The 26,894-nt window shown below is 56.5% G+C and carries 24 protein-coding genes and 2 tRNA genes; 12 read left to right on the top strand and 14 right to left on the bottom strand.

All coding sequences use genetic code 11. The features are described from left to right. Positions 1 to 114 precede the first annotated feature (114 nt). The 5 genes from RTQ46_RS04985 to RTQ46_RS04965 all read left to right on the top strand — a co-directional run bounded on the left by RTQ46_RS04985 (position 115) and on the right by RTQ46_RS04965 (position 3,976). The gene (locus tag RTQ46_RS04985) at positions 115 to 1,881 is read left to right on the top strand and encodes a methyl-accepting chemotaxis protein (RefSeq protein WP_312434981.1); all 1,767 of its coding nucleotides are present in this window, start codon (positions 115 to 117) and stop codon (positions 1,879 to 1,881) included. Between the two features lie 116 nt (positions 1,882 to 1,997). After that, positions 1,998 to 2,333, top strand: coding sequence for an energy transducer TonB (locus RTQ46_RS04980; protein WP_312434980.1), 336 nt, complete (start codon positions 1,998 to 2,000; stop codon positions 2,331 to 2,333). A gap of 47 nt (positions 2,334 to 2,380) precedes the next feature. Continuing rightward, the gene (locus RTQ46_RS04975) at positions 2,381 to 2,716 is read left to right on the top strand and encodes an energy transducer TonB (RefSeq protein WP_409518297.1); all 336 of its coding nucleotides are present in this window, start codon (positions 2,381 to 2,383) and stop codon (positions 2,714 to 2,716) included. A gap of 165 nt (positions 2,717 to 2,881) precedes the next feature. Continuing rightward, positions 2,882 to 3,454 (top strand): hypothetical protein, encoded by a 573-nt coding sequence (locus RTQ46_RS04970; RefSeq protein WP_312434977.1) that lies wholly within the window; start codon positions 2,882 to 2,884, stop codon positions 3,452 to 3,454. A gap of 132 nt (positions 3,455 to 3,586) precedes the next feature. Further along, a complete protein-coding gene (locus tag RTQ46_RS04965; RefSeq protein ID WP_312434976.1) occupies positions 3,587 to 3,976 on the top strand; it encodes a hypothetical protein in 390 nt (129 codons plus the stop codon). A 291-nt stretch (positions 3,977 to 4,267) separates the two neighbouring features. On the opposite strand, the gene RTQ46_RS04960 is transcribed toward RTQ46_RS04965, so the two are convergent. Then, positions 4,268 to 4,717 (bottom strand): hypothetical protein, encoded by a 450-nt coding sequence (locus tag RTQ46_RS04960; protein ID WP_312434975.1) that lies wholly within the window; start codon positions 4,715 to 4,717, stop codon positions 4,268 to 4,270. A 340-nt stretch (positions 4,718 to 5,057) separates the two neighbouring features. On the opposite strand from RTQ46_RS04960, the gene RTQ46_RS04955 reads away from it, so the two are divergent. Next, the gene (locus RTQ46_RS04955) at positions 5,058 to 5,492 is read left to right on the top strand and encodes a response regulator (RefSeq protein ID WP_312434974.1); all 435 of its coding nucleotides are present in this window, start codon (positions 5,058 to 5,060) and stop codon (positions 5,490 to 5,492) included. A 7-nt stretch (positions 5,493 to 5,499) separates the two neighbouring features. Here the strand turns inward: RTQ46_RS04955 and RTQ46_RS04950 are convergent, their stop codons facing one another. Further along, complete coding sequence (locus tag RTQ46_RS04950) at positions 5,500 to 6,027, bottom strand: hypothetical protein (protein ID WP_312434973.1); 528 nt, start codon at positions 6,025 to 6,027, stop codon at positions 5,500 to 5,502. Between the two features lie 177 nt (positions 6,028 to 6,204). Here RTQ46_RS04950 and RTQ46_RS04945 point away from each other — a divergent pair, with 177 nt between their 5' ends. Continuing rightward, entirely contained in the window at positions 6,205 to 6,522 is a 318-nt protein-coding gene (locus tag RTQ46_RS04945) for a hypothetical protein (RefSeq protein ID WP_312434972.1), read from the top strand. Between the two features lie 237 nt (positions 6,523 to 6,759). Here the strand turns inward: RTQ46_RS04945 and RTQ46_RS04940 are convergent. The 4 genes from RTQ46_RS04940 to RTQ46_RS04925 all read right to left on the bottom strand — a co-directional run bounded on the left by RTQ46_RS04940 (position 6,760) and on the right by RTQ46_RS04925 (position 10,088). Then, positions 6,760 to 6,835: transfer RNA gene (locus tag RTQ46_RS04940), tRNA-His, on the bottom strand. Positions 6,836 to 6,970: 135 nt separating this feature from the next. Next, entirely contained in the window at positions 6,971 to 7,804 is an 834-nt protein-coding gene (gene murI, locus RTQ46_RS04935) for a glutamate racemase (protein ID WP_312434971.1), read from the bottom strand. A gap of 67 nt (positions 7,805 to 7,871) precedes the next feature. Continuing rightward, complete coding sequence (locus RTQ46_RS04930) at positions 7,872 to 9,413, bottom strand: fumarate hydratase (protein ID WP_312434970.1); 1,542 nt, start codon at positions 9,411 to 9,413, stop codon at positions 7,872 to 7,874. Between the two features lie 54 nt (positions 9,414 to 9,467). After that, positions 9,468 to 10,088 carry a YqhA family protein gene (locus RTQ46_RS04925; protein WP_312434969.1) on the bottom strand — a complete coding sequence of 207 codons (621 nt, stop codon included), beginning with the start codon at positions 10,086 to 10,088 and terminating at the stop codon, positions 9,468 to 9,470. Positions 10,089 to 10,395: 307 nt separating this feature from the next. Between RTQ46_RS04925 and acs the strand changes: the two genes are divergently transcribed. The 4 genes from acs (at position 10,396) to RTQ46_RS04905 (ending at position 14,115) form a co-directional block, all read left to right on the top strand. Then, positions 10,396 to 12,396: an acetate--CoA ligase gene (gene acs / locus RTQ46_RS04920; protein ID WP_312434968.1), complete on the top strand. Its 2,001-nt coding sequence runs from the start codon at positions 10,396 to 10,398 to the stop codon at positions 12,394 to 12,396. Between the two features lie 211 nt (positions 12,397 to 12,607). Next, positions 12,608 to 12,698, top strand: a tRNA-Ser gene (locus RTQ46_RS04915). 240 nt (positions 12,699 to 12,938) lie between these two features. Then, positions 12,939 to 13,820 carry a phage integrase N-terminal domain-containing protein gene (locus RTQ46_RS04910; protein ID WP_312435015.1) on the top strand — a complete coding sequence of 294 codons (882 nt, stop codon included), beginning with the start codon at positions 12,939 to 12,941 and terminating at the stop codon, positions 13,818 to 13,820. A gap of 136 nt (positions 13,821 to 13,956) precedes the next feature. Then, positions 13,957 to 14,115, top strand: coding sequence for a helix-turn-helix transcriptional regulator (locus tag RTQ46_RS04905; RefSeq protein ID WP_312434967.1), 159 nt, complete (start codon positions 13,957 to 13,959; stop codon positions 14,113 to 14,115). Between the two features lie 510 nt (positions 14,116 to 14,625). On the opposite strand, the gene RTQ46_RS04900 is transcribed toward RTQ46_RS04905, so the two are convergent. From RTQ46_RS04900 to RTQ46_RS04865, 8 genes are all read right to left on the bottom strand, one after another. Continuing rightward, positions 14,626 to 15,654 (bottom strand): RES family NAD+ phosphorylase, encoded by a 1,029-nt coding sequence (locus RTQ46_RS04900; RefSeq protein WP_312434966.1) that lies wholly within the window; start codon positions 15,652 to 15,654, stop codon positions 14,626 to 14,628. Then, positions 15,651 to 16,586, bottom strand: coding sequence for a sce7725 family protein (locus RTQ46_RS04895; RefSeq protein ID WP_312434965.1), 936 nt, complete (start codon positions 16,584 to 16,586; stop codon positions 15,651 to 15,653). The genes RTQ46_RS04900 and RTQ46_RS04895 overlap by 4 nt, the downstream gene beginning before the upstream one ends. 4 nt (positions 16,587 to 16,590) lie before the next feature. Then, entirely contained in the window at positions 16,591 to 17,490 is a 900-nt protein-coding gene (locus tag RTQ46_RS04890; RefSeq protein ID WP_312434964.1) for a sce7726 family protein, read from the bottom strand. Between the two features lie 1,166 nt (positions 17,491 to 18,656). Continuing rightward, complete coding sequence (locus tag RTQ46_RS04885) at positions 18,657 to 19,484, bottom strand: hypothetical protein (protein ID WP_312434963.1); 828 nt, start codon at positions 19,482 to 19,484, stop codon at positions 18,657 to 18,659. Positions 19,485 to 19,720: 236 nt separating this feature from the next. Next, a complete protein-coding gene (locus RTQ46_RS04880; RefSeq protein WP_312434962.1) occupies positions 19,721 to 20,365 on the bottom strand; it encodes a hypothetical protein in 645 nt (214 codons plus the stop codon). Between the two features lie 10 nt (positions 20,366 to 20,375). Then, positions 20,376 to 21,245 (bottom strand): toll/interleukin-1 receptor domain-containing protein, encoded by an 870-nt coding sequence (locus tag RTQ46_RS04875; RefSeq protein ID WP_312434961.1) that lies wholly within the window; start codon positions 21,243 to 21,245, stop codon positions 20,376 to 20,378. 103 nt (positions 21,246 to 21,348) lie between these two features. Then, positions 21,349 to 22,773 (bottom strand): hypothetical protein, encoded by a 1,425-nt coding sequence (locus RTQ46_RS04870; protein ID WP_312434959.1) that lies wholly within the window; start codon positions 22,771 to 22,773, stop codon positions 21,349 to 21,351. A gap of 622 nt (positions 22,774 to 23,395) precedes the next feature. Continuing rightward, the gene (locus tag RTQ46_RS04865) at positions 23,396 to 23,785 is read right to left on the bottom strand and encodes a hypothetical protein (protein WP_312434958.1); all 390 of its coding nucleotides are present in this window, start codon (positions 23,783 to 23,785) and stop codon (positions 23,396 to 23,398) included. Positions 23,786 to 24,498: 713 nt separating this feature from the next. Here RTQ46_RS04865 and RTQ46_RS04860 point away from each other — a divergent pair. Beyond that, on the top strand, positions 24,499 to 26,862 hold the full coding sequence (locus tag RTQ46_RS04860) for a TonB-dependent hemoglobin/transferrin/lactoferrin family receptor (protein ID WP_312434957.1): 2,364 nt from the start codon (positions 24,499 to 24,501) through the stop codon (positions 26,860 to 26,862). The last annotated feature ends 32 nt before the right edge of the window (positions 26,863 to 26,894 follow it).

Genomic DNA, 26,894 nt, shown 5'->3' with positions numbered 1-26,894 from the left:
AGCCGGACACCACCAGCAGGCCGCCAGGTCAGGGTGGATACCGGCGTTGCGCGGCGTTCGTCTTGTCGTGCCGGGCAAAATTCTTATCAATAGTTTCATTTACGAAGAGCCGAAATGAATTTAGCAAAAATGAAGGTTGGTACCCGCCTGGGCCTGGGGTTCGCCCTGGTACTGGTTCTGCTGGTGGCCGTGACGATACTCGGCATTGCGCGCATGGCGCAGATCCAGGAACGCCTCGATCACGTCATCAATGTCAACAACGTGGTCACCCGCCTGGTGATCGACATGCGTGGCAACGTCAGCGACCGCATCACATCGCTGCGCATCCTGACCCTGATGACCGATTCGGGCGACATGGAACCGGAAATGGCGCGCATCAAGACGCAGACCGCGACCTACCAGGAAACCCAGAAAAAACTGGAAGCCAAGTTCGCCGTCGAATCGACTGCCGAAGAAAAAACCCTGCTCGCTTCGATCAAGGAATACGAAGCGGCTGCCATGCCGGCGATTGCCAAGGCGTCCGCGCTGTGGATGGCCAACGATGCCGAAGCGGCGACGCGCGTGATGATCAAGGAAATCCGCCCGGTCCAGAAAAAATGGATCGATGCGCTGGAACAACTGGCCACGCTGGAAGACAAGCTCAACGAGCAGATGCAAGCGGATGCCCGCAAGGCCTTCGACAGCGCCCGCCTGTTCATGATCGTGCTCGGCGCGCTGGCGGTGGCCATCGGCGTGGCGGCAGCGCTGGTGATTACCCGCGGCCTGCTCAAGCAGCTGGGCGGCGAACCGGACTACACGGCGTCGATCGCCGGCAGCATCGCCAAGGGCGACCTGTCGATCGGCATTCACACCCAGAGCGCCGACAATTCCAGCCTGCTGGCGGAAATGAAGGAAATGCGCAACAGCCTGGTCGGCATCGTCGGCCAGGTACGGGTCGGCACGGAAACCATCGGCACGGCCTCGCGTGAAATCGCCGACGGCAATATCGACCTGTCCTCGCGTACCGAAATGCAGGCCAGCGCGCTGGAAAAAACCGCGTCGGCCATGGAAGAACTGACCTCGACCGTGAAGCAGAATGCCGATAATGCCCGTGAAGCCAACAAGCTGGCTGCGACCGCCTCGGACGTCGCCATCAAGGGCGGCTCGGTGGTATCGCAAGTGGTTGACACCATGAGCTCGATCAACGAGTCGGCGAAGAAGATTGTCGACATCATTGGCGTGATCGACGGCATCGCCTTCCAGACCAACATCCTGGCGCTGAACGCGGCCGTGGAAGCGGCGCGTGCCGGCGAACAGGGCCGCGGCTTTGCCGTGGTCGCGTCCGAAGTGCGCAACCTGGCCCAGCGTTCCGCTGGCGCCGCCAAGGAAATCAAGATCCTGATCGACGACTCGGCCGAGAAAACCGAACGCGGCACCCGCCTGGTCGGCCAGGCCGGCGTAACGATGGGCGAAGTGGTTGACAGCGTGCGCCGCGTGACCGACATCATGAGCGAGATCGCCAGCGCCAGCGCCGAACAGAGCGCCGGCATCGAACAGGTCAACCTGTCGATCATCGAGATGGACGGCATGACGCAGCAAAATGCGGCCCTGGTGGAACAGGCCGCCGCTGCGGCGCAAAGCCTGCAGGACCAGGCGGCCGAACTGTCGCACGTGGTCAGCATCTTCAAGCTGGTCGAAGGCGAAGAGCGTGCCGCTGCCTATGTGCCGGCCATGGCCGCCACGCCAGTGGCCGCACCTGTGGCCGCGCGCAAACCGGCGCCAGCCGCGCGTCCGGTCAAGGCCATCACGCGCAAGGCCGCAGCGCCTGCCGCGGCGGCGCCAGCACCGTCCAAGCGCGTGGTGCCGGCCACCACCAGCAATGATGAGTGGGAAGAGTTTTGATTTTGTAGCAAGGTAGTCACAGTAGCAGAGCCATGGTGGCAGTAGAGTCCTGGGCTGCGCGCTGATGCGTGCAGCCAGTTTTACGATTTTGTTTAACGTTGTTGAAAAGTGTAACTATGAATAAGCGTAGTGTTATCGCAGCTGTACTCCTGTCCGGCGTCAGCGCCACCGTCCTGGCCAGCGAAGTGCCAGCGACCTTCGATGCAAAAACCTGCAAGGCCGAATACCCGAAAGCATCGCTCGTCAATGAAGAGCAGGGCGACGTCACCATGTCCTTCCTGGTCTCGGCCGACGGCAAGGTGGTCGATTCGAAAGTCGACAAGAGCAGCGGTTTCAAGAACCTGGACAAGGCCGCGATCAAGGCCATTACCGCCTGCAAGTTCAAGCCGGGCACCAAGGACGGCAGCGTGGCCCAGACCTGGACCAAGGTCGACTACTCCTGGAAGCTGTAATCATCACTGTGTTTTGATTTTTATTGGGGAAACAAATGTCTAAAAGTATGCGTCATCTGGGTGTTGCAGCAGCATTGCTGTTTTCTGTCTCGTCCGCTAGCTTTGCGGCAGAGGTTCCGGCGTCCTTCGACGCCAAGGTCTGCAAGGTCGACTATCCGAAAGCCTCGCTGATGAACGAGGAGCAGGGCACGGTATCGATGTCCTTCCTGGTCAACGCCGATGGTACCGTGGCCGATTCCAAGATCGAGAAAAGCAGTGGCTTCAAGAACCTGGACAAGGCTGCCATCAAGGCCTTGTCGGCTTGCAAGTTCAAGCCCGGCACCAAGGACGGCAGCGCGGCCCAGACCTGGACCAAGGTCGATTACGCCTGGAAGCTGGACTGATCGCCACCGGCCTGCAGCAGCATGGCCGGACCGATGTTTGTTTTACCCCTGACGGGCGGCACCGCAATGGCGGCGCCGCCCGTTCTGCCATATGCGCCACCCGCGTGGCCATGTATCTGTTACGCTCGGCACTATATTGTCGTATTCCCATGCCCGGAGGCCATCATGCATTCCATCCTGAAACTATCCCTTGTTGCCGCCGTCGGCATTTCCCTGTCGGCTTGCGCCGGACTCAGCACGCCGCCCGGACTGGACGCGGGGCAGACGGTTGCCCTCGTCAACAGCCTGAGCTGGATCAATCCGATGAGCGGCAAGCGCGATGGCGTGCGCACCAGCTGGCCGATCAAGCACGGCAAAGTAGCCGCCGAATACTTTCCGCTGGCACAGTTGAAGCGCTGCGACGCGCAGGACAGGCAGTGCGCCTGGGGCGTGATGCGGGCCCAGCGCAGTGCGCCATCGTTCGCGTATGCCGACGGGGGAGTCAACATGACGTTTGCGCTGGCCATCGACGTGGCCCGTCGCCAGGAAGCCCGCCAGGGTGAAGTGCAGACGGCAATGGCGATTCCGAAGGACGTGGCGGCGCTGGCCGGCAAGCAGCAGGTGCAGCATGTGATCGGCTTGAAATACGGCAAGGTGGAACAGATCGAACTCGATTACGGCGTGCGCTACCAGGTCTGCGCGCAGCGCCATGGTGCCGATGGCAAGGCCATCGACAAGTGCGATATTCCATTCATTTAACGGTTGCCATGCGGACTGTGGCATCGCGGCCACGTTTCATGTTGCGCACTGCATCGGCGTGTAACATTCAGTAAAAGGGCAGCAAAGGGCCGCTTTATTTCTTATAGTACTAGAGTGGAAAAGGAGTGTGCGATGAAGACCTTGTTGGCAGTATTATCGATGGCTGCGCTGGGCGGCTGCGCCGTGGCGCCCCCCGGTCCCGCTTACTATGGCACGCGTGCGCCGCAGGCGGCCTATAACCCTTATGAATGGCATACGGTATCATCCGAGCCGGTGCAGTCGGCACGCGTGGTCAGTGAACCGCGGGTGGAATATACGAGTGAGCCAGTGTATGTGCAGCAGCAGCCGGTGTATGTGCAGCAACCGGTGTACGTGCCAGCGCCGGTGTATGCGCCGCAGCCGTATTACTATAATCCGCCGGTGTCGATCGGACTTGACTTCATGTTCGGGTTTGGCCGCTCGGGCTATCGCGGGCCGCGCGGTGGCTGGGGCGGGCATGGCCGTTATCACGGCCGCCGCTAGCCATTACCGTGCAGACCGGGCGTTTCAGTGAAAATACACCGACGCCTGGTGCAGCACATCTGCCGAGCACAAGATATACATGGCCGCGCCAGCCAGACTGATTTGGAAGGCACCAAAGCTGAAGGGGATAAGGCGGGACATGACGGACTCCTGGGCAGTGGGTTGAGCGTGTGATCGCTGACGGTATGACTCCATCATAGTTACAATTGATTCCTACAAGAATCAGATGAATGTCCGCCCATCTGTAGGACGAAAGCTTGCCAACCCAGCGATGGCGCGCTGACAGCGCGCTTACCTGTTTTTCCAGCGCACCACCGGCTCTTCCGGCGCCGTATCGGGCACGTTCGACATGGCCAGCCAGTGCGTCAGCCGTTCCGGATGTTTCAGGTTGATGCCCATGCCATCAATGATGCCCACCTGTTCCAGGAAGCGTGCATCGAACTTGCCTTTCGACACAGTCGGCGCGCCCATGACCATCCGGTCATATGCCTTGCGCGCCTTGTTTTCCCACTTGTGCAGATTGCTTTCGTCGAAACGGTTCGATTCGAAATACACGGTCAGCGTGCCGTCGTGATTGCCGAAGCCGACGATGCCGGCGCCCTTGCGGATGGTGGTCGTGTTATGGATATCAAACTCGTCCGTCGGCACGAACACGCCCGCGCGGCCATCGATATCGGGTCGGCCTACCGGTGTGTCCTTGCCATAGGAACTCGTTTCAGTAATAGGTTTTTCTTCAGCCATGGTGGGTGCTGATGGCAACTGCCATCCTGTTCAATAGTGTGTGCTGGTGATCGGGGCGGCAGGGCGGCCCCGGCGGATAGATGCGCGGTATTTCTTGATCCAAGTAAAAGCTATTGTAGTCGCAATTTAATTCCTTTTGGCAACGTTTCACAAGTATACATCGCATCATTTGCCACCGGCCATCGTGTGCCGCCTTGCGCGACGCCGATCAGGCTGGTCCACCTTCCTCTGCCGTGCCGACGGTACGTGCGTCATCGCACCACCAGATCGCTTGCGTGCGATGGACTGGGCGCGCTTCTTGTATACTGCCGTTTTCGCCGACGCCAGAATAAACATACACATGAGCCAAACCATCGAAAACCAGTCCACCGAACGCCGCCAGGGTGATGACGCGGCAGCGCCTGCCCGCAAACTCAATCTGCTGGTGGTCGATGACAACCAGGAAGTCGGCGAATCGCTGGCCATGCTGCTGGAAACGTTTGGCCACAACGTGGTGGTGGTGCGCAACTGGCAGATGGCGGTCGAGCAGGTCAAGGTCTGCGTGCCCGACGCCGTCTACCTCGACATCGAAATGCCCGGCATCAGCGGCATCGAAATCGGCCGCCGCCTGCACAACAATCCCGAAACGGCCAACGCCGCGCTGATCGCCGTCACCGGCCACAGCCTGCCGATGTACATGGACGACGCGCTGACCGTGGGCTTCCGCCACTTCCTCGTCAAGCCGGTGCGCATGGAAGACTTGGCGACGACGGTGCAGTCGGTGCTGGCGGGCTGATATTTCTTCATGTTATGGTTTGTGCTTCCTCTTCCTGGCGCAAACCATGACCGACACCCACCTGACATCCGCCGCCCTGGCCGGGCGCTATCAAAGTGCGTGCAGCCAGTCCCAGCTTCACGGCAACCGCGATCAACGATTTTATGGGGACGGACACGGTCGAAGTCGGCGCGCACGCGCTTGTGCTTGCTACCCTTGATACGGGGAGCCCCACCGGAAGTTTCAATGGTCCCGATGGCCCACTTCCCTGGTAATCTTTAGCCAGCTTAAAAATACGCGGAAGTGTTGGGTGTACGTCTTGATGGCAGGGCGAATGGCATTCCATGATGGCACATATAGAACACGAAGAAATACATCCGGCAGTCTGCTTCGGGTCGGTTTCGGCCGTCGCCGTCGTCGTTGGTTTTTCACGGCGGCAGCCTGCCATGCTGAGCAAGGCTGCCGATTTCGGCCAAAAGCGGACCTGGCTCAGGTTGATTTTAAGCAGTTTCTGCGTGATGCAGTCATCCAGGAATTCAACGTTATCGAGCGCCAAGAACTAATGATGGTGAGGGAAACTAAGATACGCTGTGCGTCGTTGCTAGAACGCGTCGACGACTATACCAGAGCTGGCTTTGCCGCTGCTATATTGGGCAGCAGTCGCTCAGATGGGGTCGTTCAATCCCGCATTTGGCAGCAATTTCACCCAAGTGAACGGCATTTTTAAGCTGATATGATTGAAAAAATTGAATTCAAAAAAGACGATATTGTCTTCGTGCTGAGACATCTCAATGAGCTGGTCGTTTCGCTTGACCGTATTACCTCTGGACATCATGACGTGCCGCGTGATGCATGGAAGGAAATTGTTGTTGAGTATTTTCTTGAGTCTGAAGGTTTGAAAGCGTTGTCGATGTGTAGGCGAATATTGGCAGAACCGTTTTCAAGAGTGCTTGGCCCCGACGGTATGGATGAGCTAGAGCGTGCCTTGGAAGGAACAAAGTTCTGGTCATATCGAGAATACTGCAATCGTCCGGAAAAGTTGGGCAACTGAGCAGAACCGCAACAAGAGTCTTGAGCCTCCATCGGGTGGCGCCGATGACGCCGCTGCGTGACCGCGCACAATCTGGTCAACCACTCCCGCAGCTTCATCAGCTCGGCCTGGCCTTTCTTGCGCTTGGCAGTGCGGTCGCCGACCGCGGCCGTTGGAAAATAAGATAAACCGTTGGAAAATGCAAAAAAAGGGTTACAAGCCGAAGCATGTAACCCTTTAATTTTCCTGCTAATTCTGTGGGGTGGCTGATGGGGCTCGAACCCACGACAACAGGAATCACAATCCTGGACTCTACCAACTGAGCTACAGCCACCACTGTCTTACTGCTAGTTCAACTACTGTTTTGCTGAACAGGTGCCGAATTATACAAAGGATTCGGCGAAGTGGCAAATCTAAATCCAGTCTTTTTTCATTCTTCGAAAGATTGCCTGTCCAGCCTGTGTTTTCCCTATGTGGCGACGTGTTCCACCGGGGGATGCAAATCCAGCAAACCGGCGAACGCGATCGCCAGTGCCTCCACGCCGGCGGTGGTGTAGCCGAGCAGTTTCGGCGCGCTGTTCGCCTCGCGGCGCAGGCCGGCCGCGTCGAGCAGGCGGGCCAGCTGGCGCGCCACGGCGTCGCCCGTGTCGACCAGGGTCACCGCTTCCTGCGTATGGGCGCGCACCGTGCGGATGATCGCGTCCTGCACGAACGGGTAGTGGGTGCAGCCCAGCACCAGCGTATCGGCGCCTTGCGCCAGCAGCGGGGCAATGTAGCGCTCCAGCATGGCGCTGGTGGCGTCGCCCGGCTCGCTGCCCATCGCGCACTGCTCGATGCGTTCGACCAGGCCGACGCAGGGCTGCAGCAGAAAGGTGGCGCCGGTCGCGCTGCTGACCTGCTCGCGCAGGGCCAGCAGTTTTTCGCCGCGCAAGGTGCGCTCGGTGGCCAGCACGCCGATCCGGCCGTTGCGGCTTAGCGCGGCCGCAGGCTTGAGGCCCGGTTCCACGCCGACGATAGGCAGTTCGGGATAGCGCGCGCGCAGCGCCTTGATGGCGGCAATGGTGGCCGTATTGCAGGCCACCACCACCGCCTTGACGCCTTGCTGCAGCAGGAAGCTTGCCACCGCCAGCGAACGGTCGATCACCTGCTGTTCCGTCTTGTCGCCATACGGCGCATGGCCCGAGTCGGCAAAGTAGATCAAATCTTCGTGCGGCAGCTGCGCGCGGATATGGCGCAGCACCGACAGGCCGCCGACGCCGGAGTCGAATACGCCGATGGGTGCGTCGCGTAAAGTAAAAGTCATAGAGAGCCGGAAAGAATAAAAAAACGCCGCGCTGATCATGCCGCGCGGCGTTCATGGTAGTGCCTGTTTAAGCAACCGTCACAGGAATCTTGCTGACGCTGTTGAGTTGCTCGATCTTCGCCTGCCATTCCTTCGGTCCCGTGTTGTGCACCGAGGTACCCTTGGCATCGACCGCCACCGTCACCGGCATGTCGACCACGTCGAATTCATAGATCGCTTCCATGCCCATGTCGGCAAAGCCCAGCACTTTCGCGCCCTTGATGGCTTTCGACACCAGGTAGGCCGAACCGCCAACGGCCATCAGGTAGGCCGACTGGTGCTTCTGGATCGATTCGATGGCGACCGGGCCGCGCTCGGCCTTGCCGATCATGGCGATCAGGCCGGTCTTTTCCAGCATCATGTCGGTGAACTTGTCCATGCGGGTGGCCGTCGTCGGGCCGGCCGGGCCGACCACTTCGTCGCGCACCGGATCGACCGGGCCGACGTAGTAGATCACGCGGTTCTTGAAGTCCACCGGCAGCTCTTCGCCCTTGGCCAGCATGTCCTGGATGCGCTTGTGCGCGGCGTCGCGGCCGGTCAGCATCTTGCCGTTCAGCAGCAGGGTCTGGCCCGGCGTCCACGAAGCGACTTCTTCTTTCGTCAGCGTGTTGAGGTCGACGCGCTTCGATTTTTCCGTGTCCGGCGCCCACGATACGTCAGGCCAGGTCGACAGCGGCGGCGGCGTCATGTAGGCCGGGCCCGAGCCGTCCAGCACGAAGTGGCCGTGGCGGGTGGCGGCGCAGTTCGGGATCATGGCGACCGGTTTCGAGGCGGCGTGCGTCGGGTGCATCATGATCTTCACGTCCAGCACGGTGGTCAGGCCGCCCAGGCCCTGCGCGCCGATGCCCAGCGAGTTGATCTTGTCGCACAGCTCGATCCGCAGCTCTTCCAGCTTGCTCTGCGGGCCGCGCTGTTTCAGCTCATACATGTCGATGTCTTCCATCAACACCTCTTTGGCCATCAGCATGGCTTTTTCGGCCGTGCCGCCGATGCCGATGCCCAGCATGCCCGGCGGGCACCAGCCGGCGCCCATGGTCGGCACGGTCTTCATGACCCAGTCCACCAGCGAGTCGGACGGATTCATCATGATCATCTTCGACTTGTTTTCCGAGCCGCCGCCTTTGGCTGCGACCTTGACGTCGACGGTATTGCCTTCGACCAGTTCCATATGCACCACGGCTGGCGTGTTGTCCTTGGTGTTCTTGCGGTCGAAATGCGGGTCGGCCACGATCGAGGCGCGCAGCTTGTTGTCGTCGAAGTTGTACGCGCGGCGCACGCCTTCGTTGACGGCGTCGGTGACCGTGCCGGAAAAGCCTTCGAAGCGCACGCCCATGCCGATTTTCAGGAAGACGTTGACGATACCCGTGTCCTGGCAGATCGGACGCTTGCCTTCCGCGCACATGCGCGAGTTGGTCAGGATTTGCGCGATCGCATCTTTGGCGGCCGGGCTCTGCTCGGACTCGTAGGCGCGCGCCAGGTGTTCGATGTAATCAGCAGGGTGGTAGTAGCTAATGTACTGCAACGCTGCGGCGACGGATTCGATCAGGTCTTCTTGCTTTATGACAGTCATGGTGTTCTCGCGAGATTAAGAAGGGTAAGACGTTGATGCTTTACTGCTTGCTGCTTAATGGGGTTGGCGGGCCTGGTTCTGGGTCACGGTCATGATGCGGTCGGTATACGCAATCGCCATCGCCGACAGGATGAAGACCATGTGAATCACGGTCTGTGCGATCACCACGTTCGGTTCCTTCGCATACGCGTTGGCGTTGATGAAAGTCTTGAGCAGGTGGATCGACGAGATGCCGATAATGGCCATCGCCAGCTTGGTTTTCAGCACCGACGCATTGACGTGCGACAGCCATTCCGGCTGGTCCGGATGGTCATCCAGGTGCATGCGCGACACGAAGGTTTCATAGCCGCCGATGATGACCATGATCAGCAGGTTCGAGATCATCACCACGTCGATCAGGCCCAGCACGACCAGCATGATGGTGGCCTCGTTCAGCTTGACCGGAGGCGTGACGCCCGGCACGGTAACGGCACTGATTACGTGCTGCAGGGCTGCATCATTGCCGAACACGGCGCCGATCAGGTCCGACAGTTCCACCCAGAAATGGAACACATAGACGCATTGCGCCAGGATCAGGCCCAGGTACAGTGGCAATTGCAGCCAGCGCGACATGAAGATGAAAGCAGACAAGGGGTGCAGCTTGGTATGGGAGGGCTTGTTTGAATGGTCGATCATGTGGAGAGTCCTGGGGATTAATGCCGACTTTTCGGCATGCCCGACATTTTACACTTGCTGATAGTCACTGCGCATGCCCCCATGTCGAGTTCTTGGTCTTGATGAAACACATGCAGGCCCAAGATAAACAGACAGGACAGTCCATTGGGGTCACTATAGAGGGCGCGTGAAGGGCGTCACGCGCTTGACGCTCATCAATGCGGGCGAGTATGGTAAGGACAGGAGCATGAAAAACACCAGGCTGTAAGGCGTCCGTAAGACGCCGGGAATATGGTATTGGCAAACAATTACTACACTGGAGATCAGCATGGCCACGACAGAAAACCAAGGCACGCAGCAGCAGGGACCGGAAGAGTCCCGCATTTTTGAACCTTCCCAGCAATTCGCTGCGCAGGCAACCATTTCGGGCATGGATGCCTACCAGGCCATGGTGGCGGACGCCGAGCGCGACTACGAGGGCTTCTGGGCGAAGCTGGCGCGCGAAAACCTGAGCTGGAAAAAACCGTTCACCCGCACCCTCAACGAAGACGACGCGCCGTTCTACAAATGGTTTGAAGACGGCCAGCTGAACGTCTCGTACAACTGCCTCGACCGCAATATTGAAAATGGCCTGGGCGACAAGACCGCCATCATTTTCGAAGCCGACGACGGCACCGTCACCAAAGCCACCTACAAACAGCTGCACGAAAAAGTCTGCAAGTTCGCCAACGGCCTGAAGGCCAAGGGCATCGCCAAGGGCGACCGCGTGATCATCTACATGTCGATGTCGGTCGAAGGCGTGGCCGCCATGCAGGCCTGCGCGCGCATCGGCGCGACCCACTCGGTGGTGTTCGGCGGCTTCTCGGCCAAGTCGCTGCAGGAACGCATTATCGACGCCGGTGCCGTGGCCGTGATCACGGGCGACGAACAACTGCGCGGCGGCAAGAAGCTGCCATTGAAATCGATCGTCGACGAAGCACTGGCGCTGGGCGGCTGCGACACCGTCAAGAACGTCATTGTGTACAAGCGCACCGGCAGCGAGCTGCCGATGGTGGGAGGCCGCGACACCTGGCTGCACGAGCTGGTCGAAGGCCAGAGCGCGCAGTGCGAGCCGGAATGGGTCGATGCCGAGCATCCGCTGTTCATCCTGTACACCTCGGGCTCGACCGGCACCCCGAAAGGCGTGCAGCATTCGAGCGGCGGCTATTTGCTGTGGGCCGCGCTGACCATGAAGTGGAGCTTCGACATCAAGCCCGACGACGTGTTCTGGTGCACCGCCGACATCGGCTGGGTCACCGGCCACAGCTACATCGCCTATGGCCCGATGGCCGTCGGCGCCACCCAGGTGGTATTCGAAGGCATCCCGACCTATCCGAACGCGGGCCGCTTCTGGGAAACCATCAAGAAACACAACGTCAGCATCTTCTACACGGCGCCAACGGCGATCCGCTCGCTGATCAAGGCGGCCGACGTGGACCCGAAAGTCCACCCAAGCAACTACGACCTGACCAGCCTGCGCCTGCTGGGCACGGTGGGCGAACCGATCAATCCGGAAGCGTGGATGTGGTACTACAAAAACATCGGCGGCGAAAAATGCCCGATCGTCGATACCTTCTGGCAAACCGAAACCGGCGGCCACATGATCACGCCGCTGCCTGGCGCGACGCCGATGGTGCCGGGTTCGTGCACCTTGCCATTGCCGGGCATCATGGCCGCCATCGTCGACGAAGCGGGCCAGGACGTGCCGAACGGGCAGGGCGGCATTCTGGTGGTCAAGCGCCCATGGCCATCGATGATCCGCACCATCTGGAACAACCCGGACCGTTTCAAGTCGAGCTACTTCCCGGAAGAGCTGGGCGGCAAGATGTACCTGGCCGGCGACGGCGCCATTCGCAACAAGGACACCGGCTACTTCACCATCACCGGCCGCATCGATGACGTGCTGAACGTCTCCGGCCACCGCATGGGCACGATGGAAATCGAATCGGCCCTGGTCGCCAACCCGCTGGTCGCCGAAGCTGCCGTGGTGGGCCGTCCGGACGACACGACAGGCGAATCGATTTGCGCCTTCGTGGTGCTGAAGCAGGCCCGTCCGACCGGCGAGGAAGCGAAGAAGCTGGCGCTGGAACTGCGCAACTGGGTCGGCAAGGAAATCGGTCCGATCGCGAAACCGAAAGAGATCCGCTTCGGCGACAACCTGCCCAAAACCCGCTCCGGCAAAATCATGCGCCGCCTGCTGCGCGTGCTGGCCAAGGGCGAGACGATCACGCAGGACGTCTCGACGCTGGAAAACCCGGCCATCCTGGATCAGCTGAAAGAGGCGTCGTAATACAGCCTCCGCCAGTCGCCGGCTGCATTCGGGGTCAGACCGTCGGGACTCGGTGTCCCCGTCTGACCCCAGCAGTCAAGATGTTGGGTTGAACCAGACTTTTACCCCAAGGTAAATATCTTTGGCAGAACGTGGATTCCTTGCTATAATCTGCGGCTTCGCGACAAGCGGAAACAGTAGCAATGCAAGTAGTACGCCAGCATTGCATGCAGGAGAGATGGCTGAGCGGCTGAAGGCGCACGCCTGGAAAGCGTGTATAGGGTAATACTCTATCGGGGGTTCGAATCCCCCTCTCTCCGCCAAAGACGAAAAAAGAAAGCTACCCTCGGGTAGCTTTTTTTTCGTCTGCCGGCGGAGAGAAGCACGCCCCCTGCGGGGCGTGCGCGGGGGATTCGAAGGGTCGGGCCTACCGGCCCGGCCCTCTCCGAATCGACCAACTGCTGCCGCTACGCGGCAGCCTCGCGCGCCTGCGGCGCGCGTTCGTGGTTCTGATCAGGTTTGCGGCTGAGCATGCTTCTACAGCGCCCAACGCATCAATCCGTATCCGACTCCCAAGACTCCCTCTACTCCCCCGCCAGCTCAAGCAACTCTGTCACCGCAACCGGGATGGCAGCTTTGCGACGCAGGCCGACCGCGAACGTTTATTAAACCTGTGCGCCAACGACCTGGCGGAACGGGGCTTCCAGCATATGAGCGTGGGCAGTCTGAAACCAAAGCATGTGGTGGCGCTGCTCGACAAGTGGAAGCAGGATGGCGTCAGTACCGGAACGATCAAGAATCGCATGAGCGCCCTGCGCTGGTGGGCCGAGAAGATCGGCAAGGAGAATATCATTGCGCGCACCAACGGCGAATACGGCATCGCGGAGCGGGTGTTTGTCACCGACGTCTCCAAGGCGAAGGTGCTCGACGCCGACACGCTCGCCCACGTGAACGATCCTTATACGCGCATGTCCCTGCAGCTGCAGGCGGCGTTTGGTTTGCGGCGCGAGGAAAGCATCAAGATCAAGCCGGGATGGGCCGATGGCGGGAACATCTTGCGGCTGCAGGATAGCTGGACCAAGGGTGGCAAGTACAGGGAGGTGCCGATCACAACCATGCAGCAGCACGCCGTGCTGGAAGCTGCCAAGGCGCTAGCGGGAAAAGGCAGCTTGATTCCGGCGCAGTTGCGGTATCGGGACCAGTTGAACCGCTTTCGTGCGCAGTGCGACAAGGCTGGCATTCGTGGCGTGCATGGGCTGCGTCATGAGTACGCGCAGCGGCGCTATACCGAGTTGACTGGCCGACCTAGCCCAGCCTGTGGCGGCGCGACTTCCAGACAGCTGGATGCGTCGCAAAAATTGGTGGATCATGCCGCGCGGCTGAAGATTTCGGCAGAGATGGGGCATGGCCGTGAACAGGTCACCTCCATCTATCTGGGCAGATAACCGACCACTTGTATCAGGGGCGCAGCGCATGGAGCGGAAGATATGTAAGGAGTGCAGCCCTGGCGCTGCCGGAACTATCGCGGAGAGTCGGCATGACTCTCCATTGTTTGCAGTTCATCAATCGAAGGAGAATCTTATGACCACGACTAAAAAATTCCTCCGCTTGCCTGCGGTAATCGAGGCCACCGGCTGGTCCCGCGCCACAATCTGGCGCAAGGTGAAGGCAGGCGTGTTGCCTGCACCTATTCCTATCGGCCCCAAGTCTATCGCCTGGGATGCAGAGGAAATCGCTTAATGGCAACAACGCTGCATTGACGCTAGGCGGGGAGTTGCTTGAGTTGGAGTTAATAGTGGCTGGATTAGAAACGTCCCACCTCGTAAGACGTCACAGGGGACTACCGGCCCTCTCCGAATCGTCCAACTGCTGCTGCGCGGCAGCCCGCGCGTTCGTGGTTCTAATTAGGTATCGGCTGAGTATGCTTTTACGGCGTCCAATACGTCAGTCTGTGTCCGAATGGCAGACCTGACCCTGGCGGCATACTGACTGCTAGCCCTCCGCGCGCCTGCGGCGCGGTTTGATGGTGCTATCAGATTTCGACTGAGCAAAACTTTTACGGCGGCCAACGCATGAGTCCGTGTTGGATAGGCAGACCGGATACCATCGCGTTGTAATGCTTGCTATCGTAGATATTTTAAGAGGAAAATCAGCAGCATCACGTGGTCGATAGAAATGACAAAGCATGTCTCGTTGGTGCGATAGATGGGAAACAAATTGGTGATCTGAGTATGGCTCGCCTGTGGTGGGTCAGACGGCGTGGAACTGCACAGACACATGTGAGACTGAATGGACTGTTACATTGTTTGCAGTGCCCTTGGCAGGATCAAACAGGGCCAGGTTGACTCCGCCGTCAACTGAGCTACGATACATTACGCCATCGTAGCCGCATTTCTTCGCAAACTCGCAAAGGTATTGGCTTGGAATGTAGTCATAGGCTGCCGACTTGGGTAATACAGGACGGGTCAACTCCTCGCCTAGACGTTCCAATAGGCGAACATCCTCGCACATCTCTGACACCTCTTGACTGTCGGGCAAGATAAAGGGCGAGACCATCTTTCGAGGATTGCGCAGGTCTGCAATCTTCAAGCCCTCCGGGAGCGTTATTGCTGCTACAGATATGAAATCGCCGCTATGTGGCCTGACTTCCGAAATTGCCGTTGCAAAGCTGGATGCGATGTATAGATATGGAATTCCAGCTGGATTTGCTCGACCGTGCGATGCAAGTTCAGGTGGCGGCGCGCCCATATGCTCAGCGAGATATGCCACATCGGACCCTTGAATTCTTGCGCGGTACCATAACTGTGGCATGTCAGCTTGGTCAAGTAATAGATTTGACAGTAACTCTTCCAGGCGCTCCAAGTCCACCCTAGTGGTAGGAAAAAAGCGATTCGAATGCATGAGCTCCACACAACGATTCTGCCAATTGGTAAGGCCTTCAGATTTTCGCTCTACTACGGCTTGAAACCGTTCGCGCACTATCTGACCATCATCCAGAATATCGCTAAGCAAGTCTTTTGTGTGAGCAATATCTAAGCGCTCGAATAAGCTCCAGTCTTCTCTGAGGAATTCGACCAAAGTCTTGCCTGTCGGATCTTGTTTGTAGACGCCGATCACAAGTTCAAACTGTTCACGAAGGAGTATCGGATCTAGTAGCGGTTGCTCCTTCGAGTCGCAATAGGAGCAATTACCGGACGTTTTAGATAGAGTGGGAAACAGTTCTCGTCGTAGATATCGATCGCCGAAGCACTCGGGACAGCACAGGCGCGGGTCGCTCATTTTTTTGCAAGAAAATATGCTGCAAGCGTTTCAATATGATGATTCATGGACAATTTTTTCGCATAACCCAACCCTGGGAAGTGGCCACTGTCACGCAGAGACAAAAACTCTAGAACCGCATTGGTTCTCAGAATATTCGTACCTTCTGAGTTGACTTCAGCGGCTAAATTGTCAAGCGCTTCCGCAAATTTCCCTGCAGGATCTGTTGGGGTTTCATAGCGAATTGATTTGAAATGATGAATAAACATAGCATCATCTTTTGATGGGTCAATGCAAGTCAGATGAATTGCAACTGAGTAGGCCGGACCACCTCCATCGCTATAGTCGGCACCCACTATCAAGAAGTCACCGAATCCGTCCATTCCCACTTCTTCAAAAGTCACGTGGAGATCAGAAAATTCCTCGTACTCGGGATGCTGCCTGTTGGCTCGTTTTTCAAATCCATTTAGAACGAGAATTCGTTCGTCACCTTTGAAGTGCTTCCTATATAAACGATTGTCCCCTACAAATACGTGGCGGATAGCCATCCCCCCTCGCTCTAGATGATCTGCCAGTGTGCGATCCGTGAAGCCGCTATGTATGAGTGTAATCTGCCGCTCACGATATGAGTTACATAGGGCCATGATCGCTTCAACGGTCATTCCTTCGCTCAAAAGGATGCCGGGAGCGATATTTTGATGTTCGTTCAACTCGTCTTGCATCAGAGCTGTCAGCGCCGCCGGGTCCTCAGAGTGCTGTCCATTTACAGGATTGACAATCAGGATAAGGTTCCCTCCAGCCAAGTTAACCGCATCAATAGCACGCTTGAGACCGTTCAAGTTTTCCTTGACCGGTTCTACAATTGGAGTGAATCCGACTTTCGCCATAAGAGGCGCGCATTCTCGGATAGTGATTAAATCGAATTGCTTACCACGGAAGTATGGATAGTACATGCAGTTAAGCCCAGGTGAGGGCCTCCGCAACCGGAGTGGAGAGCGATGCGATTAACCTTTCATGATCCCGCTCGCGTATTGAACTTGAAAACGCCAAGGGCTTCAATGACTTTGGTAACGCTCGCGCAAGCTCAGATAGTGGAAGCAAGCTACGGGTTTCTTTTAGAATCCTTATCATACACTCATGGAGTTTGTGTGGAGGCAATCTTGAAAATATTGTAGCTAATTCGCTGTGAATGCGGGTATTAGGGACATCCGGAATGGGTACACCGAAAGATTTTAGGATTTCAAACGCTTCGTTCCTATGTAGCGAGTCAAGCAAAGTCAACGGACACAGATCCGTCAGCCGGTCTTGGGCCTCTCGTACGGGGGAAATTTTAAGGCGGCTATTGAGAAGCAACACACCTACATCATCGGGGACGCTGTCAAGCACCGCGTCTATGTGATTCTCGCTCGTTATGATGTTTACGCGTGAAAAGACTTTAAAGTACGCGGCGATTTGATTCGGAAGTCGATCAAGGTTATCACGTTCTGATTTGATCTCGTAAACAGTGGATGCGCCATTCAATATGACCAGGTCAGCCTTGCATGTCCCAATTCTAAATTCCGAAAGCATTGAGGCGGTGTTTAGTGAATGGATACCAAGTAAAATTTTATGCGTGACTGCGGCTCGGTAGGCATACTCATACCGAAAGTTCTTCCGTGTCAAGAGCGCAAACGCAGATTCAAAAAATGCACTTAGCGGTGCGGAACCGCTGACTACTTCATGCAATGCCGATTCGCCAAGCAAGCGAGCAAACGTGCGAGACCTTCCTTGCCTTGCCAACTCTTGAACAACCACAGACGAGAACATTCTTGCGGTGGCCGCAAGCTGGGAATTCTCGGTCATTTTTTTGTTGCTCATTTTTGCAATTTTCTATGGGTAAATAGCTTTCTACTGCGACAGAATGCTCTAGTTTAACTGTTTCTTTTGTGATAATTTTCACAAAATTTAAAAAATACAACAAACCTTCTATTATAACTTGTACTGGCTTTTGGCAGACGAGATGCATACCAAACGGTCGTAGTTCTACGCACATCCGGATGCCGGTGTACACGTCGCACGTGTACTCAGTACCATGGAATAGACTTATGACGCATCGGATTGTAGCTCTGCTGCCTTCCGCGACGAGTTATAAAGGGTCGGGTGCAGGTCCGCCATTTGGACGCGGGCTGATGCATTGAGTACTTCAGAAGCCCGGTCAGTTATAGCGACGAACGCAGGTCCTCTGCACGCGACGCTGCCGACAAAGACCTAAGGGATTCTACTGCAACCACAGCACCAATCCGTGTCCAAATGGCGGACCTGACCGTGGCTCCGCAACAGCTGCCGCTGCGCTGCAGCCCCGCGCGCCTGTGGCGCGCGTTCATGGTTCTAATTAGTTATCGACTGAGCATGCTTTTACGGCGTCCAATGCATCAGTCTGTGTCCGAATGGCGGACCTGACCCTGGCGGGTGTGCTGAACCTTTGCGTGACTCCGTGTCCGAATGGCAGACCCGCCCCTTACTCCTCGGCAGTCCGACGCGCCTGCGGCATGCGTTCGTGGTTCTAATCAGGTTTTCGACCTAGCATGCTTCTACGGCGCTCAATACATCAGTCCGTGTCTAAATGTCAGACCTGACCCTCGCTCCCGTGAAGGGCGCTAGCCCAACTGAGATTGCGGCCCGCTACTACCAGATGACCGGGGTGCAGATTTCAAGACAGGCGGTAGCAAATCAGCTCGCCAAAGTGCGCGCCTTGCTGTGTGAACGAGGAGATGACTTTATGGCTTAGAAATGAAGCGAATAGGGAGGGGGTGTATCCCTTTTCGAGAACGTAGTTCTCGATTGTCTCTGTCACCCCTTGAATATGTCACCGTGCCCCATGATTGGGTAATTTTGTGGGGTGACGGAATGAGCCACTTTGAAGGGTGGCGAGATGAATCCTTTGTCGCCTATTAAACTTATAGGTGCCGTCACCCCACACGGACGTGAGAACTAACGCGTAAAAAATGCGCAGAGATCTCAGCCAAAAAGTTACCAGCGATTGCTTACGCTGGGCGCAGTTCTGGCGGAACGGTCAGCAACTCCGCTACTTCAGCTAAGCGTTTTTTTGAAAAATTCCATCCGCGACCACCTGTTTTAAGAGGAATATATTTGCCTCCCAAGCGCTTCAACTCTTCGCGATGATTAAGCGTATCGCCTCGCACCGCGAAAGACTTCTCGCTGTAATCTTCAAACCAAAGTGACTCGTTGTTCTCAGCCTCAGGCACCTGCGGCGCTGTTTTTGTTGGCTCGGCGACGGTATCAGTTGGGCTAGCGCCAGAGGCGCGAGCTTCCTTAACAACACTTGGGTTGACCACTGTTCCAACGGACATGCCGCGCATCACGATCGTCAGCTGCCTTGATAGTTTCTGCTTTAGCTCGTCCACAAGAACGTATTGCTCTTGAATTCCCTTGTCGCGAATGGACTTCTTGAATTCACGAAGTTTCTCTAGCTGTGCAGTGTCGATTGCATCGAGATCTGGTTGCGCCTTGGAGTAATAGAGCATCACAGGTTTGTTGTTCTTGAGGAACCACTTGATTTCTTCGACTGTCCCACTGTCTTCAATCCCGGTCGGAGAACCTAGCCTTGTCCAGAAAGCGCCGATCAACATGTCGCAAGTATGGACGACTTGATCATTGATGATGGCCTGCGGTCGGTCTCCCATCACGGGTGCGCTGTGTGACTCCCACATTACAGGGAGTAAAACCTTGCCTGTTTCAACTGAATTGAGAGCGTTCCATTCGTGCAGACTTGCTGCGATCGCCTCCCGTTCAGCGGGAACATCTGATGGTGATGCAATAAGGACGTTAAAGACAGTTGCGGAAAATGGCATGATTTATTGCCCCTAGTATTTGAAGTGCACCAGTGCTTGCAGATCGCAAATCTGAGCACCCTAATTGTTATCTACGGATTTTATTTCCGAACAAGAATCTTAGCATTTAGAGTTTGCTTAGAAATACGTGCTTTCTCACTCGCAATAGCAAAGTCCTAGGAAAAATCGATCAGACCGATGGGGCTACGTCATCAACTCTGGGGTTGAATCCGCTTATCCTTATACTTTCGCATAGGTCATTTGTTGAATTCCAGCTTTGTAGTAAATGGCCCCTGCGCGGTTGCCCTAATCATTCGGGGAGGAGTGCCATCGCTCGGCGCATCAACAACCCACACGCCTTCGAAGTCCGGCGCTCGGATAATGGTCCGGTGTTTGTGGAGCAGCGCTCGAATTTTTGTTATAGCGTCCGGGAGGTCTGAGGCAAATTGTTGCCAGCCTTTGTCCTGTCCCCAAGGATTATCTGCGTGTAAGAACTTGCCTAGCCTTTTATAAAGCGCCTCAAAATTCTTGCGTTTCATGTAGCCGTTAAGCGGCTTTCCGAAGTGCCAGTGGCCGGGTGCAATTTGAGTTTGCCGAAGCAGCGGGTCCGGGTAGAAGTCGGCATTGACCTTGTTGAGAGCAAGAAAAATTGCGTCAGCGGCCCAGTCCGTGCGGAAGTCGGGCGATTTCTCGGCCTTACTCCGGATTGCCGCGTATTGCTGCTTGTTTGGGGCGATGGCGGCCAAAGCAATTGCCTCCATCGCTTTGCGAAGTTGCAGAACTGCCGACTCCAGTTCGAATTTGTTTCCTGACTCGTGGTGCTTCGCAAGGTAGTCTTCGCTTGCGTCCAAGCGCCTTATGGCTTCTGCCATCTTGTCCAGATATATCGTCGGCTCGTTCATGATGCGGCGCTTAGTCATGGATGTCGATTACGTGTTCAGGAAGGAATACTATTTCGTCGCCGACCGCTAGATTCTCCTGTTCGTCCGACGTAACTGGATTGTTGTTTAGCTCCCCAACGTAGTAAGGACCTACTCGCCGCTTTACGATTACCCACATGCGCTCGGAAAACGTCTCTGGCGATTCTGGATCATCTTCGTCTGGTGGAATTGCGATTTCGAAGATCAGCTTTACGACGTCATCTTCTACCAAAGCACGGCGTTCCTTTTCCCCTGGCATATAGAATGTTTCAGGGGTTCTGTGATGTTGCGCTAGACCGCTTTGAAGTTCCCAGCCGTCCAAGTCTAACGTGGCAAGACGGATTTCCTCGACATCGTCTACGACGTCAGCACCCCAATCGGGTGGCTGCCCGATGGCAGGCGGCGCATGAAGCGGAGCTTTGAATATAGCTCGTAGAACTTGATCTTGGGAATGATCGAACGACTCGCCTTCGCGCATATCAATGGCGAAAATTCCGGCGAAATGAGGAGGAATTGCACAGTCATTGCCGGGTTCGAAACTGCCCTGACGCACTATTGGTATGAATTTTTCTCGTGGCTGTCCGGCGGCTAAATGACCGGATATGATTTGCTGCTCGTAACCCACGCCGCCGCGTCGATTGAGCGACTTAGCGTAGTAGTTTTGTGTGCAAATAATCAGCATGAAGTCGCACGTAACAATTTCGACTTCCATGAATTGGGTCAGGCTCTGTCCGGGAGCCACATGCCACTGATCAAGTCTGATGTCTACGCCATTCATGCGTAGACGTTCAGCCAAACTCCTGACCCAGTTTTTGTGGTCTTCAGAGTCCCAAGAATATGAGATTAAAGCTTTTGGTGGCATATAAGTGTTTAGTTCGGGAGGAGGGATACTAATTCCAATTTCTATCGCCGATGGAGGCATTGATACGACGTCGCGTTGCGAAGTTTTGTGACTGCACCGGAGTTCATTTCTCTGCTTTGCTTGCGGACTCTCGCACGGAGCCGTCGATCATTATCACCCGAGGGCACGGCGGCTTGGTGAAGAAAACGACATCCTTAAATTTTTTCATTCGGGCGGGAGAACACCCTCCATTGTCGATGACGAAGTAAATGCCGCGTTGTGCACCTTCAGCTGCAATATAGATTGGAAGTTGGTTTTCAAATCCGTGCATTAGCTGATTATTACTAGTTAGCTTGATCTCAACCAGCACCTTGCCGTTAAAGCCACTGCTGATCTTGAAATCTACCGGGCCACGTCCAGCATCACTTTCGGGAGAAAGATCCAAACCATTTGCGGTGCAATAGGCGGACGCGATCCCAAAGAACAGCAGTTGGGCGGCGGACTCATGCTTGCGCACACCGTTCTTGTCGTAGAGTAGGCGCGCTAACTGATTGTCTTCAACCAACATTCGAAAGTGCTCACAGATGTCCAGAACGACTTTTTCGACATCGTCGATTGTTGGCTTTGCCGAAAGGGTCAGGTTCAATGGGCAATTTTCGACGACACCACGCGACGCGCGATACCAGATGACTTCGCCAGCCGGGTCGCCCTTGAAGTCATAGAACTCAGGGTCGGAAGCAAGATAAGCTTTCAGCAAATCTTGGAGAATCTCCGGATGTGCCACAAACGTGTTCCGAAGTGCTTGCTTCTTATCTGACAAGGTCGCATGGGACATGGATGAACCGACAATGGCGTTCAGCTCGTCACGGAGGAATTGATTTTGAGCCGCGATCACTGCTACATCGCCATAGTCCGAGGCTACCGGTAAGTCCCGAAGAATTTCATTGGGAACTAAGATGATTGGGGAACCGTCCAAGGGATTTACCGGTAAATCCTCCTGCTGTAACTGCTTGGAAATAGTGCAGCTTTCCATTGGGATTCCGCAGTCGCTGCATACGCGCTGCGTGAAAGCAATGAGAGCCGGCAGGATCAATTTGGCGATCATGTCGCTGATACGATCTGGTCCGACTTTGTCCTGAAATATGCCTACGAGTTCGAATAACGCCGGATCATCTACGCCAGCGCGAACAATCTTGATGATGTTTTCAAGGAGGTTTTCTCGTAAGTCCTTGCCCATGCCGCTTCCATTGCTACCTGCGGCGGCATAGCCGATGCACAAACCTTTTACCTCTGGGAAGGTCAACATTCGATCAGCGGTCTTCCAGAAGGGGTCGTTTTTTTTCTCGATGTTCTTAACGACGCGCATCACGTTTGCGAAATGCTCAGAAATTTTCTGATGACTGTCTTCGAACTCCGGGATGGAAGTCTTTAGGACCAATCGCGGATCGATGAACAACTGGGTATCGATGCCGAGGATAGGATCGAAAGCTCCAGTAGCCGCGTAAACGTCAGGGGGGATCTTGTGATAATCGGCGAAACTTTGCAGCATATTATTTCCCAGTCTGTGTTGAGAGCGGTCAATGTATGTAATAGTTGATAATGGTAAATTTAGCAAGTATTTCTTGGCTAAAGTATTTTAACTGCAACACATGTCGCTATTTGGTCACAGACCTTTAAGCATTGGTCGTAGTCTGTCGAAGATGGATAGTATTGAATACGAACATCCCATAGGCGTTCTCTGCTGATGATTTTTGACGGTATGGGTGACGGTATTAAGTCTTTCTAATCGCACGAAATGAAGTATTTATACGGGTTTCTAGTGATGATTAGGCTTCCCTCTCAGACACAAAAGCAAAAAGCCACCTTTGGGTGGCTTTTTGCTTTTGTGCGTGGCGAAGAGAAGCAGGGCGCCTGCGTGCCCTTCGCGGGGATTCGAAGGGTCGGGCCTACCGGTCCGGCCGTTTCCGAAACGAACTGCGCTGCGGCTTCACGCGCCTGAGGCGCGCGTTCGTGGTTCTAATCAGGTTTCGACTGAGTAAGCTTCTACAGCGCCCAATGCATCAGTCAATGGCCAAATGGCTGAGCTGACTCTGACGCCCCTGTTAAAACTCTGAAGTCCGAATGCCGAACCTAACCCTAGCACCCTGCCAGTGCCTCTGGGGAATATGCGCTCAATCAGTCAGCAGGCTTTTTCGGAGGCGCTTCAACGTCTCTGTAAAGACATCCGTTCGGTCAAATGCACGGGCCAAAACCAAGGTACCCTGGATACTGCCAACCACTTCTTCGGCGAGAGCTTGGGCTTCTTGTGGCTTGCGTCCAGTCCGTTCCAGCGCAGCTGCAAGCGCGTCGATCCAGGCGGCGAAGTAATCGCGGATTCTGTCGGCAAAGCGATCGCGCTCATTTCCAAGTGCGAATACTCCAACGAGACAGACACGGCGGCCGGAGAGGAAGTAACGACCCACATCGTCGAACATGGCCGTGATGCCCTCTACGGCATCTGAACGTTCGTTCAGCGATTCGAAGACATTCCGCTTGAACCAGTCATCAACTTGAGCGAGCACGCCAGGTCCGCCATTTGGACACGGGCTGATGCATTGAACACTGCAGAAGCTCGGTCAGTTAGAACAACGAACGCACGTGCTCGGCACGCGATGCTGCCGACAAGGATCTAAGGGCTTTTACTGCAACCACAGCACCAATCCGTGTCCAAATGGCGGACTTGATCTCACGCGCGTTGCGTGAACGATGTTCCTTGGTACCCCTGGCCGGAATCGAACTAACGACACAAGGATTTTCAATCCTCAGTCCGAATGGAAATTTTTTGCTTCAATTTATTGTGCAGATAAGAAACCAATCAGCCACTTACGGGCGTTTCCAGCGAAGTTTCGAATCCCCCTCTCTAAAGACAAAACAAAGTAAGCTACCCTCAGTAGCTTTTTTTTCGTCTACACGCTTCGAATCTACACACAGCTTGCGGCTACGCGGCAGCCTCGCGCGCCTGCAGTGCGCCTGTCTGGTTCTGATTAGGTTTCGACTAAGCATACTTTTACGGCGCCCAGCGCATCAGTCTGTTTCCGCATGGCAGACTTGGCCCTCGCTGCCACTTTGACGAGGCGCATCCCAAGCGAAGCATGCCTCCAGTCCAACTCCGGAATCCCTCCCTCAAAAAGTTAATGAAAATCATTCCCATTTGAAGTATTCTAGCTTGCCAGCCAGAAATCCCCGCCACACCATCAAGGAGGTATCCAGCCAAAAACAAGCCCAAAGAGACTTTATGACCGGATACGCTTTACGGGATACGCTCCCGCAGCGGCGCCTGGCTGCACGCCATCGCTGCACCCCTCTGCTGGCCCGTACATCGCTGGCCTGCGCCATTTCCACCCTGTTCCTGGCACCCGCATTGGCCCAGGAAACCAGCAACAGCCAGCCGCCATTCATGCAGACGATGGCGCCGGTCGCGGTGACCGAGCAGGCTTTGGCCGAGCCCGGCACGGCGACGACGGTCAGCGGCGACGAGCTCGATCGCGCCAACAACATGAAGGATGTGGTGCGCAACCAGCCGCTGGTGTCCGCGCCGGGCACGGTGGCGGGCACCACGCGCAACCGCAGCAGCTTTGACCGTTCCGGCACGACCGGCTACAACATTCGCGGCATCGAAGGCAACCGGGTCGGCATGGATGTCGATGGCATCGAAATGCCGGACGCCACCACCCGCCCATACGTGAGCCGGGCCGGCGTCAATTCGTTTGGGGTAGGGCGCGACTTCATCGATCCAGAGATGTTCACCTCGGTCAATATCCTCTCCGGCACCACCTCGGCCACGCGCTCGGCGGGTGGCATCGGCGGCGCCGTAAGCTTCAAGACCAAGTCGGCGGACGATTATCTGCGCGGCGACAAGGTGTCGTATTTCGGCGGCAAAGTGGGCTACGACTCGGCCGACCGCTCGTGGAACGAGAGCGTGACCGCAGCCGGCAAAAGCGGCAACCTCGATGGACTGGTCAGTTATTCGCGGCGCGATGGGCATGCCACGCGCAATAACAGCGATATCGTCGACAGCATGGCCAACGACTGGCATTCCGATGCCTTGCTGCTCAAGGGCGCACTGCGCATCGATGCGGCCAACCGGTTTGAGCTGTCGGCGGATTTGTACCGGCGCAAGAACGACACGTCGTTCTTCGGCTGGGACACGACCAGTACCTTCATCACCGAAAACTCGCAGCAACATAGCGACACCAGCCGCAACACGCTGCAGCTGATGCACCAGTGGACGCCGAACAACGCCTGGGCCGACCAGGCCGATACGCGTCTGTATTTCCAGAACACTGACACGAAAGACACGACCGATACGCAGACGGTGGCCACCAACGCCAGTGTGCGCAATGTTTCCGAGAACAAGACGAGTACCTGGGGACTGTCGAGCGTGGTCAACAAGCGGCTGGGCCGGCACTATCTCAGTTATGGCCTGAACGCGTCGGCGCAGGATGTGGAGCGGCCGTGGAACGTGACCGGCTACATGAAGCCGCAACCGGACACGACGACCACTCGGGCCGGGCTGTTTGTGCAGGATCAGATCGGCTTCGACCTTGGCGGCCATCGCCTGGTGCTGATCCCGGCACTGCGCGGCGACTACGTCAAGATCAGGACGCGTGACCTGGAGAACTTTGTCTCGGGCGTGTTGACGCCGGCCGACGTGGAAAAGATGTACGGCACTCCGAGCACCACCATCTGGAGTCCGAGCCTGGGCCTGAGCTACGACCTGACGCCGGCCATGGCGGCGTATGCGCAGTACAAGCGCAGCGGACGCGCGCCATCGGCCGGCGAGATTTTCGGCTCGTGGAACCTGGCCAGCAACTATGTTGCCAACAACCAGTACGCGCTGATCGGCAATCAAAACCTGAAAGAGGAAACCAGCGATGCTTTTGAGATCGGCCTGAAGGGCAAGCCAGCGCCGGGCGTGACCTTGAATACGTCGCTGTTCTACACGCAGTACAAGGATTTCATCGCCTACACCCGCTACGGCCGCGCGATGTTCCCGGCCATGTTCACCAAGGTGCCGGCGCATATCGGCACCATCTACCAGGCCGAAAACCGCGACGATGCGAAGATTTACGGCTTCGAACTGAGCGCACGGCTGGACCACGGGCAATGGAGTCCGCAGGCCAAAGGCATCTACACGACCTGGGCCATGGGCCTGAGCCGCGGCACCGCCAAGTCCAACTATGCCGGCGACAAGGACGTGCCGCTCGAATCCGTGTTGCCGCGCAAGGCGATTATCGGCGCCGGCTACGATGCGCCGATGAAAGCATGGGGACTGAACCTGACCGGCACTTTCGTCGGCAGCAAGCAGGCCGTGGCGACCAACCGCGATGCCTACAACAACTCGGGGCCGGCGCTGACCGATGCCACCACGGCCCTGTTCCGCGTGCCGGGCCATGCGTCGTTCGATCTGATCGGCTACTGGCAGATCAACCGGAACCTGCGCCTCGATGCCGGCATCTACAACCTCGGCGACAAGCGCTACTGGGATTATTCCAGCGCACGCAGCTTGCAGCCGTCGGTCGCCCGTGACCGGCGCGACATCGAACTGCTGACTGAACCGGGCCGCACCGCGGCAGTGTCACTGAACCTGGCGTTCTAGGGTGTCCTGCCGGCCTGATGCAACGCCGGGCC

The organism is Janthinobacterium sp. (assembly GCF_031995485.1).
Lineage (GTDB): Bacteria > Pseudomonadota > Gammaproteobacteria > Burkholderiales > Burkholderiaceae_D > Janthinobacterium.
This window is presented reverse-complemented; position numbering and strand designations above follow the sequence as displayed.